Annotated in this window: 16 protein-coding genes; 5 read left to right on the forward strand and 11 right to left on the reverse strand. The window is 49.9% G+C overall.

Annotated elements, in window-relative coordinates; all coding sequences use genetic code 11:
- Positions 1-146 precede the first annotated feature (146 nt).
- Complete coding sequence (locus tag TY10_RS16890; protein WP_042165907.1) at positions 147-1,199, forward strand: hypothetical protein; 1,053 nt, start codon at positions 147-149, stop codon at positions 1,197-1,199.
- Positions 1,200-1,255: 56 nt separating this feature from the next.
- Here the strand turns inward: TY10_RS16890 and TY10_RS16895 are convergent, their stop codons facing one another.
- Entirely contained in the window at positions 1,256-4,360 is a 3,105-nt protein-coding gene (locus TY10_RS16895; RefSeq protein WP_042165910.1) for a hybrid sensor histidine kinase/response regulator, read from the reverse strand.
- A gap of 165 nt (positions 4,361-4,525) precedes the next feature.
- Here TY10_RS16895 and TY10_RS16900 point away from each other — a divergent pair, with 165 nt between their 5' ends.
- The 3 genes from TY10_RS16900 (at position 4,526) to TY10_RS16910 (ending at position 7,094) form a co-directional block, all read left to right on the forward strand.
- Positions 4,526-5,143 (forward strand): TetR/AcrR family transcriptional regulator, encoded by a 618-nt coding sequence (locus tag TY10_RS16900; protein ID WP_042165912.1) that lies wholly within the window; start codon positions 4,526-4,528, stop codon positions 5,141-5,143.
- Between the two features lie 31 nt (positions 5,144-5,174).
- Complete coding sequence (locus tag TY10_RS16905) at positions 5,175-6,446, forward strand: MFS transporter (RefSeq protein ID WP_052350601.1); 1,272 nt, start codon at positions 5,175-5,177, stop codon at positions 6,444-6,446.
- A gap of 108 nt (positions 6,447-6,554) precedes the next feature.
- Positions 6,555-7,094 (forward strand): GNAT family N-acetyltransferase, encoded by a 540-nt coding sequence (locus TY10_RS16910; protein WP_042165913.1) that lies wholly within the window; start codon positions 6,555-6,557, stop codon positions 7,092-7,094.
- A gap of 535 nt (positions 7,095-7,629) precedes the next feature.
- Here TY10_RS16910 and TY10_RS16915 read toward each other — a convergent pair.
- The 4 genes from TY10_RS16915 to TY10_RS16930 are packed head-to-tail and all read right to left on the reverse strand — an operon-like array spanning position 7,630 to position 11,289.
- Positions 7,630-8,553, reverse strand: coding sequence for an alpha/beta hydrolase (locus TY10_RS16915; protein ID WP_042165916.1), 924 nt, complete (start codon positions 8,551-8,553; stop codon positions 7,630-7,632).
- Between the two features lie 18 nt (positions 8,554-8,571).
- Positions 8,572-9,210, reverse strand: coding sequence for a bifunctional 4-hydroxy-2-oxoglutarate aldolase/2-dehydro-3-deoxy-phosphogluconate aldolase (locus tag TY10_RS16920; RefSeq protein WP_042165919.1), 639 nt, complete (start codon positions 9,208-9,210; stop codon positions 8,572-8,574).
- Positions 9,211-9,235: 25 nt separating this feature from the next.
- Complete coding sequence (gene mutY / locus TY10_RS16925; protein ID WP_042165922.1) at positions 9,236-10,414, reverse strand: A/G-specific adenine glycosylase; 1,179 nt, start codon at positions 10,412-10,414, stop codon at positions 9,236-9,238.
- Positions 10,411-11,289 (reverse strand): helix-turn-helix transcriptional regulator, encoded by an 879-nt coding sequence (locus tag TY10_RS16930; RefSeq protein ID WP_042165924.1) that lies wholly within the window; start codon positions 11,287-11,289, stop codon positions 10,411-10,413. The genes mutY and TY10_RS16930 overlap by 4 nt, the downstream gene beginning before the upstream one ends.
- 83 nt (positions 11,290-11,372) lie before the next feature.
- Between TY10_RS16930 and TY10_RS16935 the strand changes: the two genes are divergently transcribed.
- Entirely contained in the window at positions 11,373-11,735 is a 363-nt protein-coding gene (locus TY10_RS16935) for a c-type cytochrome (RefSeq protein ID WP_238327730.1), read from the forward strand.
- A gap of 61 nt (positions 11,736-11,796) precedes the next feature.
- Here the strand turns inward: TY10_RS16935 and acpS are convergent, their stop codons facing one another.
- The 6 genes from acpS to TY10_RS31050 all read right to left on the reverse strand — a co-directional run bounded on the left by acpS (position 11,797) and on the right by TY10_RS31050 (position 14,946).
- Positions 11,797-12,195, reverse strand: coding sequence for a holo-ACP synthase (acpS, locus tag TY10_RS16940; protein ID WP_042165927.1), 399 nt, complete (start codon positions 12,193-12,195; stop codon positions 11,797-11,799).
- Positions 12,196-12,278: 83 nt separating this feature from the next.
- Positions 12,279-13,010 carry an SDR family NAD(P)-dependent oxidoreductase gene (locus TY10_RS16945; RefSeq protein WP_042165928.1) on the reverse strand — a complete coding sequence of 244 codons (732 nt, stop codon included), beginning with the start codon at positions 13,008-13,010 and terminating at the stop codon, positions 12,279-12,281.
- Between the two features lie 23 nt (positions 13,011-13,033).
- Positions 13,034-13,270 carry a hypothetical protein gene (locus TY10_RS16950; protein WP_042165931.1) on the reverse strand — a complete coding sequence of 79 codons (237 nt, stop codon included), beginning with the start codon at positions 13,268-13,270 and terminating at the stop codon, positions 13,034-13,036.
- A gap of 136 nt (positions 13,271-13,406) precedes the next feature.
- A complete protein-coding gene (nadE, locus tag TY10_RS16955) occupies positions 13,407-14,216 on the reverse strand; it encodes an ammonia-dependent NAD(+) synthetase (RefSeq protein WP_042165932.1) in 810 nt (269 codons plus the stop codon).
- A 15-nt stretch (positions 14,217-14,231) separates the two neighbouring features.
- Entirely contained in the window at positions 14,232-14,666 is a 435-nt protein-coding gene (locus TY10_RS16960; RefSeq protein ID WP_042165934.1) for a BrxA/BrxB family bacilliredoxin, read from the reverse strand.
- 163 nt (positions 14,667-14,829) lie between these two features.
- Positions 14,830-14,946, reverse strand: coding sequence for a spore protein (locus TY10_RS31050; protein ID WP_202903198.1), 117 nt, complete (start codon positions 14,944-14,946; stop codon positions 14,830-14,832).
- Positions 14,947-15,019 lie beyond the last annotated feature (73 nt).

The following is a 15,019-nucleotide window of genomic DNA, read 5'->3' on the forward strand; positions in this document are numbered from 1 at the left end:
GCGCGAGGTCTGATCCCGCTGCCGGACTTTTTATTAGGCGAGTAAACGTTGAATAATGTCGAATTTGCTCAGAATTGGTTCAGCGTTGTTGTATACGATAGATTCGTTTCTGTTTAACAACGACGAGTAGGAGTGGGTTACTTGGCATGAAAAGAATAACAGCTATACTATTGATTTTGTTAATGCTCACCGGAGCATTTCCGCTGTCCAGCGCTTTAGCGGCACCTGATCCTTCGATAACTACAGGCGGCGAATTCAATAGCGTACAACTCACCGGCGCGAGAGCTATCAGTTACCATGACGGCTATATCTACGCAGCACAACGAGACAATCCAGGCGGTATTTATCGGGCAGACATTCATACTGGAGTTGTGACTAAAGTGCTGGAGTTAAACAGGACGATGTCCGTTGCTCTCAATCAAGCGGGAGATTTATTCTATACAGTCGATGATAACAAAGCGGTTATCAAAAAAATTGCTAAAAGCGATCTGACCAGCCTGCCGCTTTCTTCTTCCGCCGCAGCTGCTGTAAGCACAAATTATTATGCAACCAACTTAAGCTATGTTTATGGAATCAGCTTTGATGCAGAGGACAATTTATATTTTACCGACTATGCCAGTAAAGGCATTTATAAGTTCACGCCAGGACAAGGCCAAGCAACTAAAATTATAGATCATTTCAGCACGCCTTTATACGGCTTAAGCGTTGATCCTAATGGTACGATTTACATCGTTGGGGAGAATGATCTGCACCTCTACACGGTAAAACCAGACGGTAGTCAAATCACTAAGAAGAGCAGCTCGCCGATTACTTCCCTTAACTCCATTGCTTTTTTACCGAATGGAAAAGCCTACCTTTCTCGCAGCAACAACATCGTGGCAGCCCCGGAATACAACGAAGGCTTAGCCCCAGACACCGAAAAGCCTGTTATGTCACTAAACGGCTCTATGGAACGATTGGTAAAGTACGGAGCCGAAACTGCAGATCCCGGCGCAGCCGTCACCGATAATGCGGATACGGGTTTAATGACCAGAATCACGCCTATCAAAAACGGCAGCTCTGTAACCGGCATTGACACGACAGTACCAAGCACCTATTACAGCCATCATAATGCGGAAGATGCGGCCGGGAACATCGCAGCAGAGGTACTTGCAGAAGCAGCACAAGCTCCTAGTCAAAGGACTGGCGGCATAAATTAAAGCCTCGCCACGAGAAGACGGGAGATGCTTCTTCCCATCCAATCTCGCAGTCGCTTTTAATGCCTGAGCGTCACGGGAATCTGGAAGCTGACTGTCGTCCCTTGCATCGGCTGGCTGGCTACATGCAATTCCTCTCCATACAGCATACGCAGCCTGCGGTTAATATTTTTAAGCCCAACCCTTTCCCCATCTGATAGAGCTCGTGACAGCCTTTCCTCGTCTACCCCTACCCCGTTATCGGCAACCTCAATGCTAATGAGGCTTTCCGTCTGACGAACCTTTATTGTAACTGTACCGCCAGGCTCCTTTTTCATAACGCCATGATTAATCGCATTCTCCACTAGCGGCTGAATGCATAACGGAGGTATCCGTACATGCATATCCCCCTCTAGATCAAGCTCCACCTTTAGTCTCTCATTGAATCTCGCCTTTTCGAGCGTCAAGTAGGATTGTACAAGCTCCAGCTCCTTATCCAAGGAAATCAGACGGTCGCGATTGCGGAAGTCGAAGCTGCTGCGCAAATACTGGCTTAGCTCGATCAGCAAATCCATTGCTTTATAAGGCTCCGTCGGACAAAAGGCAATAATCGTGTTCAATGCATTGTATAAAAAATGAGGCTTGATCTGCGCCTGCAAAAATGCCAGCTCGGACTGTACCGCCATCCGAACCGATTGGCGCAGCTCCAGCAGCGTCCGGACTCTCGCTTTCAGCTCCCCTGCGTCTACCGGCTTGCTTAAATAATCATTGATACCCGCTTCAAAGCCTGTGCGGATATCATCCGGCCGGCTTCTTGCAGTCAGCAGAAGGACAGGAAGCTCCGACAGCATAAACCGCTCCCGAATGGCGCGGGACAGCTCCAGCCCCGACATGCCCGGCATCATCCAATCAGTAATGACCAGATCATAAGTATGAGCGCCCTTAAGCGACATCAGCGCCTCCTCCGCACCGGTTACCGCAGTAACCTCGTATTGCTCCAGCGTGAGCAAATTAATGAGCACCTGCAAATTGACCGGATCATCATCGACGACCAGCACCCGAAACCCTTCTTGGCTCCGATTTCGAATAGAGCGGTCTCCCTCTGATCCGTCGTTATTCTGCGCAAGTCCGGCTTGCTGCGGTATGGCCCCTAGAGCCGTCTCAACCACCTGCTGCAAAATTTCGGGATGCGCCGGAGCTGGCAGCGCTGACAGCTTCGCAACAGGCAAGGAGAATATAAAGCTTGAGCCTTGACCAAGCCTCGACTCCACCTTGATCCGGCCTCCGTTCAACTCGATCAGCTTCTTCGTAATGCTGAGTCCAAGCCCCGTTCCCGCATACTCGCGATGAGCGGCGGAGCCCCCCTGATCAAACGCGTTAAAAATCGTCTTCAGACGATCAGCTGCTATGCCGATACCGGTATCCTCAATCGTTATCGTGATGAAGCCGCCCGCTTCCCTGGCAGAGAGGGTAATTTGTCCTTTGCTTGTAAATTTCGCAGCATTGCCAAGAAGATTGTACAAAATTTGTCTCAGCCGGTCCTCATCCGTATCTAGAAGCGGTAATTGCTCCGGCCAATGCTGAACGATCATGATCTGCTTTTTTTTCAGCAAATAAGGAATGACCTCCAGTACGGATTGGGCAACAGACGGCAAATGTACCGCACGTCTCTGCAGCTCGATCTCGCCGTTCTTCAGCTTGGAGAAATCCAAAATATCATTAATCAACAGGGATAGCTGTTTGCCTGTCGTGACGATCATCGCCAAATTGTCCGCATGCTTCTGGCTGCCAACAGCTCCGGCAGCACCCTCCAGCATCGATTGGGCGATATTGATCATACCATGCAGCGGCGTCCGCAATTCATGTGACGTGTTGGCCATAAATTCATCCTTTAACCCGTCCAGAGTCATCAACCGGCTTGAGAGCTCTTCAACTGCACGGACGGAGCCCGCGAAGCGCTGGGCAAGCAAAAGTGCTTGCGCTACAACGAATACGAGCATTTCGTAGGGAATAAGCACTTGATCGTTATAGATGCCAAGCACCTGCAGCACGCTGACTACAATAACAGCCACAATGCTTTGCATGCTCATTAGCATGAACAGGGCGTCCGCTTTACTGCCCCGCATTCCTTTGATCATCACATACATCAAAAACAGAAGCATTAAAAATCCGGAGCCAATTAGCTCTAACTCCCATGTGGACAAAGTCATTGTAGGAAGGAATACGCCAAACGTCATCAGCAGCGCAGCCAGCGAATGAAAGAACAGCATTGCCTTCTTATGTACAGCTTTAGGATTAAGCGCAGCGGCCGCTAGAAGCAGAAAATAGTAGCTGAGTGTTGAAGAGATAAACTGCAGCTTCATCAATATCACATAGGAAAAAGAAGGAATGAGCAAAACAAGCAGCTTCTCGCCATGCGTTAAAATATAGAGAAGGACGACAAGGCAGTACAGCCCCAAATACAGCATACCCCGCTCCTGCCGCCTGAACTGGTACAGAATGAGAAAATAAGCAGCCGGTATCATAAAACCGGCAATCATAATCGCTTCCTTAAACACCGCATGATCTCGTATGCTTAATATGGAAGCCTGCTCTCCGAAAATAATGGGATAAATCATCCCCCCGCTGGAATACATCGTATTCGACACTTGGACCAAAATATCGGTCGTTCCCCCTGTTAGCGGGAAAAATCGGGTGTAGGGCACATTCCCCTGCTTGCTCTCTCGTTCAATTGCAGAAGGGGATCCGCTGGCTCCGATTTCGTGACCGTTTACGAATATGCGGTTGGCCATCCGGATGTTCGAAGTCCGAATGCCGTATATCCCTGCCTGATCATCACTTAACTTGATTTGGAGACGGTAAGTCGCGTACCCGGTTGCCCGGTTAACCCCCTCAATCTCCTGTAAATAGCCGTTCCATTTGTCCGGCACCTGAATCATTGTCTGCTCAGCAGACCCGGTTTCCACATTATCTGGCGTGAGAAGCTGGTTCCAATAGAAGGCCCACTCACCTTTCAGTTCGATGCTGCCTTCCTGCTCGAAGCTCCAATGGCTTAAATCCAGCAAGCCTTCCCTTGCTTCAACTTTCGTATTGGCACCGGACATCGCAAATTGAACCAGCAAATAGCCCGGCAAACTAACCGCGAGCAGCATAACCGCTATTTTAATAATCCAGCTTTTGTTCATCTCTACTAACTCCCGCAATGCAAGATGTCATCATATCTTGTAATATTGTATCCCAGCCTTATTCGCTAGGGTAGATTTTTCTTTTTGCTATTGTAAAATGAACCGCGTGTCATTATAATTTAAAATGACACGCGGTTCATTTTATAGAATAAGGAGGAGATTACTTTGTCGCCCCGAATCTCTGATCAGCAAAAAGAGCAGCGAAGACAAGAAATTTTACAAGCTGCCAGGCGGGTTTTTATTCAAAAAGGTTACGAGCCTGCTACCTTAAAAGATATCGTGGAAGAAACCGGCATGAGCCGGGGATGGATTTATTTATATTTTCAGACCAAGGAAGAAATATTCGAAGCGCTGCTTCAGCAGTCGGACTTCTATTATGAGCAGCATATGGAGGAGCTGCTCACTCGCCATGCTTCAATATGGGATGTCTTAATGGAGATCTACTCCCCCCAGCAGATGGAGCCGCTTTTTTCTGTTAAAGAAAGCTTCCTTCCTCCGTTTTACGAATATTTCCTAACCGGATGGCGCGATGCTGCCCGAAGAGAAAGTTTGACCACACGGTTTGAGCACGGTATTGCAAGGCTCGCAAAATTACTGCAGCTAGGTATTGATCGCGGCGAGTTTACACCCGTTTTGCCTGTGGATGCCATTGTCCGGCTAATCGCTTCCTTTCAGGAAGGCATTATGATGCATGCGATTGCGGTAGGTCCGGAAATCGCCGATACGAAGCTTCAGCTGAGTGAGATGCTCAAGTACTTAAAGCAGCTGCTTCAAGTCCGGTAAGAACATCATACATAGAGGAGGAAATCCGAATATGATCGCGCTATTTCGCAACCCTATCTACTCGAAGCTGTTTGCGGCAAATTTCCTGTCCCAGTTAGGTACCGTCGTTGGAAACATGGCTTTCGCCTACTACTTGGTGGACCGGTTCAGTACGCGCCCCTCTTTAGCGACAATGGCAGAGCTGATGTATTCCTTGCCTACCCTTGCTGTGTTCTGGATCGTGGGCGTGATCGCAGATTTGATCAACCGGAAATGGATTGCTGTCTACAGCGATTGGATTCGTGCAGGTCTGACGCTGCTGCTTCTCTTGTTTGTACACTATGATGTCATCTTTATGTGCTTCCTCATCCTGTTTCTGCGCAGCGCGGTGTCGAAGTTTTTTGGTCCTGCCGAAATGGGGCTTCTGCAAGGAAGCATTAAGCCGGAGCAATACGTTCAGGCTTCAGGGCTCAATCAGATGATTACAGGTATATTCTTGCTGTTTGGCATGAGCTTAGGCGCGACGGCTTATTACTATTTAGGAATTAAAGGCGCAATTATAGTCGACTGCTTCAGCTTCATCCTTTCTGGCATTCTATTGTCTTTCTGCCAGTTTTCAGAGACAGCGCTTATGCCAAACGGCAAGAAACGGCTCCGTGATTTGCGGTTCGCGATGCTGATCAAAGATTTTCGGCAAGGGCTGGATTACATCATCAAATTCAAGCTGCTCCTTATGCTCGTCTCCGGCTTCCTGTTCTTCGGCATCATCAACGGCGTATTTGCCGTTCTCCCTATCTTTACGATGAAATATAAGCTTAGCCCGGACAACTATATCGTTCATTCCTCGCTCATTACGATTTTTCTGGGCATCGGTTTTTTAATCGGAAGCATCATTGGGCCAATATTTATTAGACGGTTCTCACGGGCCAATGTGCTGATCGCCGGATTATTTATGTCCAGCATTATCATTATCGCGCTTGGTACGACGAACGACCTCTGGGCCTACCTGCCGATCGTGCTGCTCGCTGGCATAACGATTGCCCCGGTAAATATAGCGCTCGGAAGCTGGATGCCTGAGCTCGTTACCCCGCAGAACATCGGGAAAGTCAACGCGCTGATCGAGCCGGTCATGATGCTTGGTCATTCGCTGGCGCTTGGCTTTGTCGCGCTCGCCTTCCCTGCTTTCATAACGATTACCTGGCTCCATTATATTCTCGGCATATGCACCATCATCGTCAGCACCAGCTATTTGATCGGTTTGCCGCCATTGCTGCGGGTAAAGGCGCAGGCGGAGGGCGATACCGTCAAGCAGCATTCATCCTAGCGTGCATAGGACGGTGTTATCCGTGTTTTTGACATTTATATCGTTTCTATATAGAATGCTGACATATCGCTTTAAAATCTTCGTATTTACATCGATTGGAGACATCTAATGAGCAATTTCGACATGATTATTACGGACCGTTTATTCATCAGAATTCTGGATATGAGAGATAGGGACGCTTTTTTCAGCTACCGTACGATGCCCGAGGTCTATAAATATCAATCTTGGAAGCCGGAAAATCGGGATGATGCGGAAAATTTTTTAACAGCGAATATGGCCGTTGTGCCGAATACAAGTGATTCATGGCTGCAACTGGCTGTTTGCCTGAAAGATGGCTCTCTTGCCGGCGATGTTGGCATTCATTTTCTGGAGGACGGCTTCCAAGCGGAGATTGGCTATACGTTCTCACCTGAATATCAAAGAAAAGGCTACGCTGCGGAAGCTGTTAGCGCAGTGATGGATTATTTGTTTATTCAGCTTAATAAACATAGAATTACAGGGTCAGTCGATCCTGACAACTTGCGGTCGATTAAACTTCTTGAGGGGCTAGGCTTTAGAAAAGAAGCTCATTTCGTTAAAAGCTATCGAATGAACGACCAGTGGTATGATGATTGCGTCTATGCCATGCTGGCTGACGAGTGGAAGTAACTGCTGCTGCGGAAGTATGAAGTATGCAGGAGCAGCCTCAATACCAGGCGGCTCTTCTTATCGAATCGGTTGAATAATATAGCTTAAGTAAATAAGTGAACATTAAAAAAACAGCCAGATTGGCTGTTTTTTTACAAATTAAAATGTAAAAGTGCAGGCTGCGAGCCGGTTTATCGACGATTTAGCGAGTTCAACCTGCAAAAGTGCAGGCTGATTCGCTGAAACGGCTTGAACAAGGCCGAATACATGGATTTCAAATGTACTTTTGCATTTTGATAGCGGTTTTGTGGCGTTTCGAGGGTCAACCAAATGTATATTTGCATTTTGTCTCTCACATGGAACAGGGAGCCGGCAGACGAATCAGCACAAACTTCTTTGAAAGCGTTCTATAGTTTGTAATCCAATTGTAACATTCCACTCAGCTTGGCTTCATCTTGCGCTTCTATAATAGACACATGACCCCCCTTTATTATATATTCTCTCTTGCGCCTGCGGCTTCGTGCCGCAGGCACCTTTGTTTTTATAGGGTCATTTGTCATTTCATAGAGCGGTCAATGAAGGGCAGCACATGCTCCCAGAACTTCGAGTCCTGCTCTGAAGCGCTGTGTCCTTCAGATTGAACGAACAGCGTATCAATCGTGCCGGGAGCGAGCGTATCCTTCAGCTTCTGCAAATCCTGTGCTGGAATAAAACTGTCGCCTAGCGAGTGAACCATATAGACTGGCGTTTTATGTAGGGCCCCCGCTTCAGATTCCCCAGCATATTGCCGTAATATATCGGGGACATTGGCCTCCCGTACGACGGCGCGGGGAACTTTGGCGCGAAGCAGCCATATCGCAGGAATGAAATAACCTAGCGGGAAAAACGGCAGTCCCTTAGCCTTGAGCTGCGACCGGACCATCGTATCGAAGTGAACCGGCATGGAGTCTGTCACGACAGCCCGCACCTTCATTCCTTGTGCAAGCGATAAAACAGCGCCAAATCCGCCTAACGAGTGGCCTAGCACCACGATCCGGTCCGCATCGATTCCAGAAAGACTGCGTACAGCCTGTACCGCTGCAAGCACATCATCACGGAACATAAGAGCCGACGGCGCTTTAATGTCTTCGCTGTCGCCATGGCTTCTCGCGTCGTATAAGAAAACACCATAGCCCGCTTCATACAAGGGCTTCGCATACCGCAGCACCCTCGAACGATTCGAGCCCCAGCCGTGAGCAACGATGACCACCGGCAGCGGACGATCCGTATCGGCAGCAGGCAGGCGAATCAGCCATCCGACCAGCTTCGAGCCCGCGTTTTCAAAAGCAACATCGTCCACGATCAGCCGGGAATCCTCAATTCCCGTCACTTCTTTACGCTTCGGGCTCTGACTCCGTACCCCGATTCTCCATATCCATGCCGCTGCTGCGCCCGCAATCGCTATTGCGATTCCAGCGCCGATAACTGCCGCTCCCGCCATCGATTGCGCCCTTCTTTCTTACAGGTCCCGAACGGCATCGACAAACTGCCGTGCACGCTCCGTCACCTGATCATATTTCCCTTCGCGAATCCATTCCAGGTTCACTAATTTACTGCCCAAGCCCACAGCGTTCGCACCTGCCTTGAAATATTCGGCTAGATTGTTCAAATCTGCTCCGCCCGTCGCCATCATCGGAATCTGATCAAGCGGACCGCGAATTTCGCTTAAATATTTCGTGCCCAGCGTCCCCATTGGGAAAATCTTAACTGCATCTGCACCGGCCTTCCAAGCCTTCACAATTTCCGTTGGCGTCATTACGCCCGGCCATACCGACAGACCACGCTCGCGGCCATATGCGACAACCGCTTCATCCAAATTCGGCGTAATCAAATATTGTGCACCGGCGTCTACGGCGATCTTCGCCATCTCCAAGTCAAGCACGGTTCCCGCGCCGATGAATGCTTTGCCGTCGAACAGAGTACGCCAGCGCTCGATCATGACACTTGCTCCCGGCGTATTCATCGTAATCTCCATCAGGCGGATACCGCCGTCAATTAGCGCTTGTCCGGCTGCATCTGCATGCCGGTCCTCAATGCCGCGAAGTATCGCGACGATTTTATGCTCCAGCAGCTGCTCCAGCATCGTTCCCGTTGTCATTATGCTCCCCCGTTTCCTTCACTCGTTAATCCCAATATTCCCGCAAAATACGTAAAAATAAATTCGGAAAGGCGAGCGTCTCCATATCCTTCGGCCCAATCCAGCGATAAGGCTGCTCTACGGCCTCTGAAGAAGTTTCGCCGCCTGTCTCATAAGCTGCGGCCGATTCAGCCGCAAGGCTGTAATCTTCCGCACCAAGATCAGCAAGATAAAAGCGCATCGTCCAATGAATATGGCTGAATACATGCTCTGCATCCATAAACCATTTTCGGGGACGGATCAGCAGTCCCGTTTCCGCTTCTACTGCTTTCGTCAGCAGCTCGCCGGCAGCTGCCTGCTCGTTCGCAGCAGCTCCATCAATCGCAAGCAGATAGGATTGCTCTTTGGACAGCAGCAGATGCGGCAGCTCCCACATTTGCGCCAGCAGCCCGGTTTCCGGCCGTTGACGAACCAGCACCTTGCCCGCGTTCGCCCCCGATCCTACGATAATCGCCGCAACGCGATGCTCGGGACGCGGCGGCTTGGCCTTCGTCTTTATTGGAAGCTCATGCTCTTTGCCCGCAATACGGCCGGCACAATGCTCCATCACCGGACACAGCAAGCAGCTAGGCGACTTTGGCGTACATACGAGCGCGCCTAGCTCCATCAGCCCTTGATTGAAATCGCCGGCTGCTCCTTCCGGAATAAGTGAGACAGCCAGCTTCTCGATTCCGATACGCGTCTTTGGCTTGGCGATATCTTCCTCCAAGCAGAAATAACGGGACAGCACCCGCATCACATTGCCGTCCACAGCCGGCTCCGGCCGGTTAAAGGCGATGCTCATAATCGCTCCGCTCGTGTAGGGGCCGACGCCCTTCAGTCCGGCCACAGATGTTTTATCATCCGGCACCTCGCCGCCATAAAGCTCCATCACCATTCGAGCGCCTGCTTGCAAGTTCCGGGCACGAGAATAATAGCCGAGTCCTTCCCAGCATTTCAGCACTTCGGGTTCGGGTGCCTCCGCCAGCGCACGGATCGTCGGGAAACGGTCCATAAATCGCTCATAATACGGAATAACCGTATCAACCCGGGTTTGCTGCAGCATAATTTCCGATACCCAAATGCGGTAAGGATCACGGTTCGCCCGCCACGGCAGCGTTCGCTTGTTCGCCCGATACCAGGACAGCAGCTCCCGGCTGAAATGCTGCTCTGCTACACTCTTCATCGTCCTTCACTTCCTTTTGCAGTTGAATCCTTAATCTGAGTTTTCTTGTAATTTTGCATGATCCGGCGGTATTGCATCGGAGTAATTCCGGTCCGCCGTTTGAACAGTCTCGATAAATAATGATTGAGCATTCCTGCCCGAATGGCTACATCGGCGATAGGAAGCTTCGTATCGGCCAGCAGCTGCTTGGCTAAGCTCAGCCGCTGCTCCGTTACATATTGAATAGGCGAACAACCCATCAGACTTCGGAATGCCGTGATGAAATAATTAGGATGCAGATAGGCAACCTTCGCTAATTCCTCGATCTGAATGTTGCGGTGCAGGTTCTCGTCGATATAACCGAGAACCTCCTGCCACTTTTTCGTATCAGGGGCGATCTTAATGGAATCGAATACATTTATGCTCTCATCTAAAAAGCAGGCGACCAACTCCAGCAGCGCAGCATGCATGACCAGCTGTTTGGACAAGTTCAAAGAGGCTTGCGACACCACCATTTTACGAAACAAGTCTATAACATGCTGTTCATCCGGGACATCAATACTAAGCGGCAGCTGCATCCGGTAAGCGGGAAGCTGATCCTGATTCGTTAAGCGGAAATGGCACCAGGACGCGTTCAACGCCCCTTTTCCCGTATTGACGATCGATTGCTCGACTTCCGGCCACAGCAAATAAAGCTTTCCCGGATGCAGCGTATGGGTCTGACCGTCAATGACCAAGCGGGCACTGCCATTCTCAATATAACATAGGCGAAAAAAGTTATGCTGGGACCGTTTGTCCGACCATCTCGCCGCAAATGCGGATTGCCCGGCCATAATGACCTCAGCATTGTATTGCGTGAATTGATGCTGCAAAATTCGTACATTTGTAGGTTTCATTGTTGCTCCTGTATACTCTTATTAAACCATATTCTATTATATAGACTCGTCGTAAAAAATCATATGGAAAAGGTGAGCATAAAGTGAACTTCAATAAACTATTCAAATATGTATCAATTATGGCTGTTATTTCCTTAGCGGCCGTCTTAGCAGGTTGTGGAGGTCCGAGCAGCAGCGGTTCAGCTTCCAGATCTCATATGGACGCCACCGGCGATACTGCAGCCGTATACAAAGCCAATTGCGTCAGCTGTCATGGCTCGGACTTGCAGGGAAGAATTGGCGACGCAACAAATTTGCAGAAGGTAGGCGCAAGAATGAATGAAGCCGACATTCGCAAGCAAATTGAAGAGGGCTCTCCGAATAACGGCACGATGAAGGGATATAAAGACCGGCTGACAGCTGAACAGATCGCTGGATTAGCTGCATGGCTGGCAGGGAAAAAATAAATAAAAAAGCCGATAAAGACGCGCTAACAATTACAGAGCGCTGACGTTATCGGCTTTTATTCTATTCCTTGATCCGCTCCGCGATAGCTACAGCCGAAGCAATTGAGCGGTCATGCGTTATGGTGACATGGAGACGCAGCTGGCCCGGGTCAAGCGCCAATCTGGACCATGCGGCAGCTGAGAGCTCACATACGGGCTTGCCAAGCTCGTCACGCAAAATATTGATATCCGTAAAGCCGACCATCTCGCCGATTCCACAGCCGAGCGCCTTAACGACAGCTTCTTTGGCGGCAAACCGGCCTGAGACAAACTGAATCAGCCGATTGCCTGCGTAGGAAGCAGACAGTTCTCTCTCTTCTTCTGTCAAAATCCGCTCCATAAACCGGCCGCCGATTTTCTTCTCCAGCAATGCAGCAATCCGCCCCATATCGGTCACATCATGCCCGATTCCGACGATCATTTTCCCCACTCCGTTCTTATATGAAGCCGACATTAACAGATTAAAGCCTTGAAGTCAAAAGCATGGACAGCTGATTGCCCCAACTACCAAGGGATAACTTGGCCCTCCGGATCAATGAGTGCAAGCTCCTCGCCATTCCATTCGTCGCCAAGGCGGCGCTCAGCCAGCTTCAATATCGCTGCAGCCGACTGCTCCGGCGTATACTTTCCAGAGTTATCAAGCTCGCCCTGCATATAGCTCTGTACATGACCCGGATGCAGAAGAAGCACTCTGCCCCCTTTGTCCTTCAAGCCTCTATGTACGAGCATGGACTGCATGTTAAGCGCCGACTTGGACATCGCATAACCGAACCAGCTCGTCCGCCAGCAATTAGCGACGCTCCCTGCTTCAGAGGAAATATTGACGATGAGCTTGCTGTCGCTCCGTAAAATTTGGGGCAGAAAGCCATTTGTTACCCGAAGCGCGCCAAGCGAATTGACGTTGAAAGCTTGAAGCATTTCATTAAAGTTCAGCTCATCGCCTATTGTCGTCTGAATATCGCCTAGCATAGCGGCATTATTGATGACCATGTCCAGCTTGTCTGTCCATTCACTTACTTGCCGGGCAGCCGTGGCTACGGATTGGTCATCTCCCACGTTAAGCTCTACGATTCGCAGCTGATCCGGATATTGCGACTGAAGCTCATCGAGCCCCTTCCACTGTGTCAGGTATCTCCCGGCAATCACTTGCCAGCCTTTATTAAGAAGTTGTGCGGCCAGCGCAAGACCCACTCCACGGTCCGCTCCAGTAATCAATGCAGTATGCTGTTCAGTCATTCGTTGCTCCTCCTTGATTCACCCTATATTTTATGATTGATGATATGTTTGATTTCAGGTGTTCGGCCTTCGGAGACTTCCTGCCCCGCTTTCAGCTGCTGGAGGTCCCTTCTTAACATCTTCAACTCATCCGTCAGTGCATCCAGCTTGGCCGAGGTTTTGGAAGCATCGATGGCAGAGCGGATTACGTAAGCAAGCACACCCATTCCGATTGAGCAAAGAATAATCCCTATTAACGCTACCGTCAATATGTCTGGCATTATACCGCCTCCCAGCATCCCATTCTGTACCTGTCTCCTAGTTTCGACAAAATCGCCTCTTTTCCTCTGCCCGCAAAAAAAAAGAAGCCGTCACCGGACGGTCAATGGATGACCATTCGGGACAGCTCCTTCCTTATTAAATACCCGGAATCGGAGAACGTTTATGCTCCGTCTTCAAGTATTGCTTCTCCAGCTTTTCCTTCGCTTCCGCACCGATGTCCTTGCCTTCGAGATAAGCACTGTTCTCGTCATACAGAATGCCGAGCTCAGCTTCATCGGTTTGCCCGTCCCAAAGCCCGGCTGTCGGCGCTTTGTCGAGTACGCTTTGCGGAACGCCCAGCTCTGCTGCCAGTTGGCGGACCTGCCGTTTGTTAAGCGTGCTTAACGGTGTAATATCGACTGCACCGTCGCCCCACTTCGTATAGAAGCCGGTAATGGCCTCCGAAGCGTGGTCGGTTCCGACAACGAGCAGGTTAAGATCAAACGCCAGCGCATATTGAACGACCATGCGTGTTCTTGCCTTTACGTTGCCCTTGCCGCCGCGGCTCAAATGACGAGGCATGCCCAATTTTTTGAAGCCATGCTCGACTTCGATTGCAATCTCATCAACGGCTTCGCCGATATTCGTCTCCACGCGGTGCTTCAGATCGAATGCCTCTGCAACCGCGTAGCTGTCATGAATATCCGTCTGCTCGCTGTAAGGCTGGAACACGCCCAGCGTCATATATTCACGGCCCGACTCCTCCGACAATTCATCGGTCGCAATTTTGCAGAGCCCCGCAGCAACCGCGCTGTCGATGCCTCCGCTAATCGCGATCAGCAAGCCGGCAGTTCCCGACTGCTTGACGTATTGTTTCAGAAAATCGACCCGGCGGCGAATTTCCGCCTGCGGATCAATCTCGGGCTTTACGCCCAGCCGTTCAATAATTTCTTGTTGTAAGCTCATAGGGTCCCCCTATTATTACTTGCAGAATCGGTCGAATGCGTCAGTCAGATCAGCAGCGATATCATCTGCGGAACGGTTCTCGATTTGGTGGCGTTCGATGAAGTGAACGAGTTCTCCGTCTTTCATCAATGCGATGGAAGGGGAGGACGGCGGATACGGTGCGAAATATTCGCGCGCCTTAGCCGTAGCTTCTTTATCTTGGCCGGCAAACACGGTATACAATTGATCAGGCGTTACAGCATGCTGCAGCGCTTCGGCAACACCAGGACGGCATTGGCCTGCTGCGCATCCGCAAACAGAGTTCACAACGATAAGCGTTGTGCCTGTAGCGTTAGGAATCGCTTCCTCTACTTCCTCCGGCGTACGCAGTTCTTGAATCCCAATACGAGTCAAATCATCACGCATCGGTTGTACCATATCTAACATATATCTCTCAAAAGACATCGACATATGAACACACTCCTTTAATTACATAAATTTAGTTACTATTATACCCCCCCTTATGACAAGTGTAAACGGCTGATGCCATTTCCGGAAATAAAGCAACCGGAGCAGCTCGGCCCCGGTTGCATATTACGATTGATGCTTGCCTATCATCAACGAGTCTCCCCGTCTAGGTAGAAGGGCGATTAGGCCCGTCCAGCTTTTTATCAAAACCGGCTGATTCCGGCGCGACGTTCTCTCTGCCCTTATCACGGGCAGCTTTTTTATTATCCTTGTTATTAGCCATCGTTGACTTCCCTCCTGAATCATGTAAAGTTTCGCCAACGATAGTATGTACATTCCTTCTTGCCAATATGTCG

This window comes from Paenibacillus gorillae (assembly GCF_000513275.1).
Lineage (GTDB): Bacteria > Bacillota > Bacilli > Paenibacillales > Paenibacillaceae > Pristimantibacillus > Pristimantibacillus gorillae.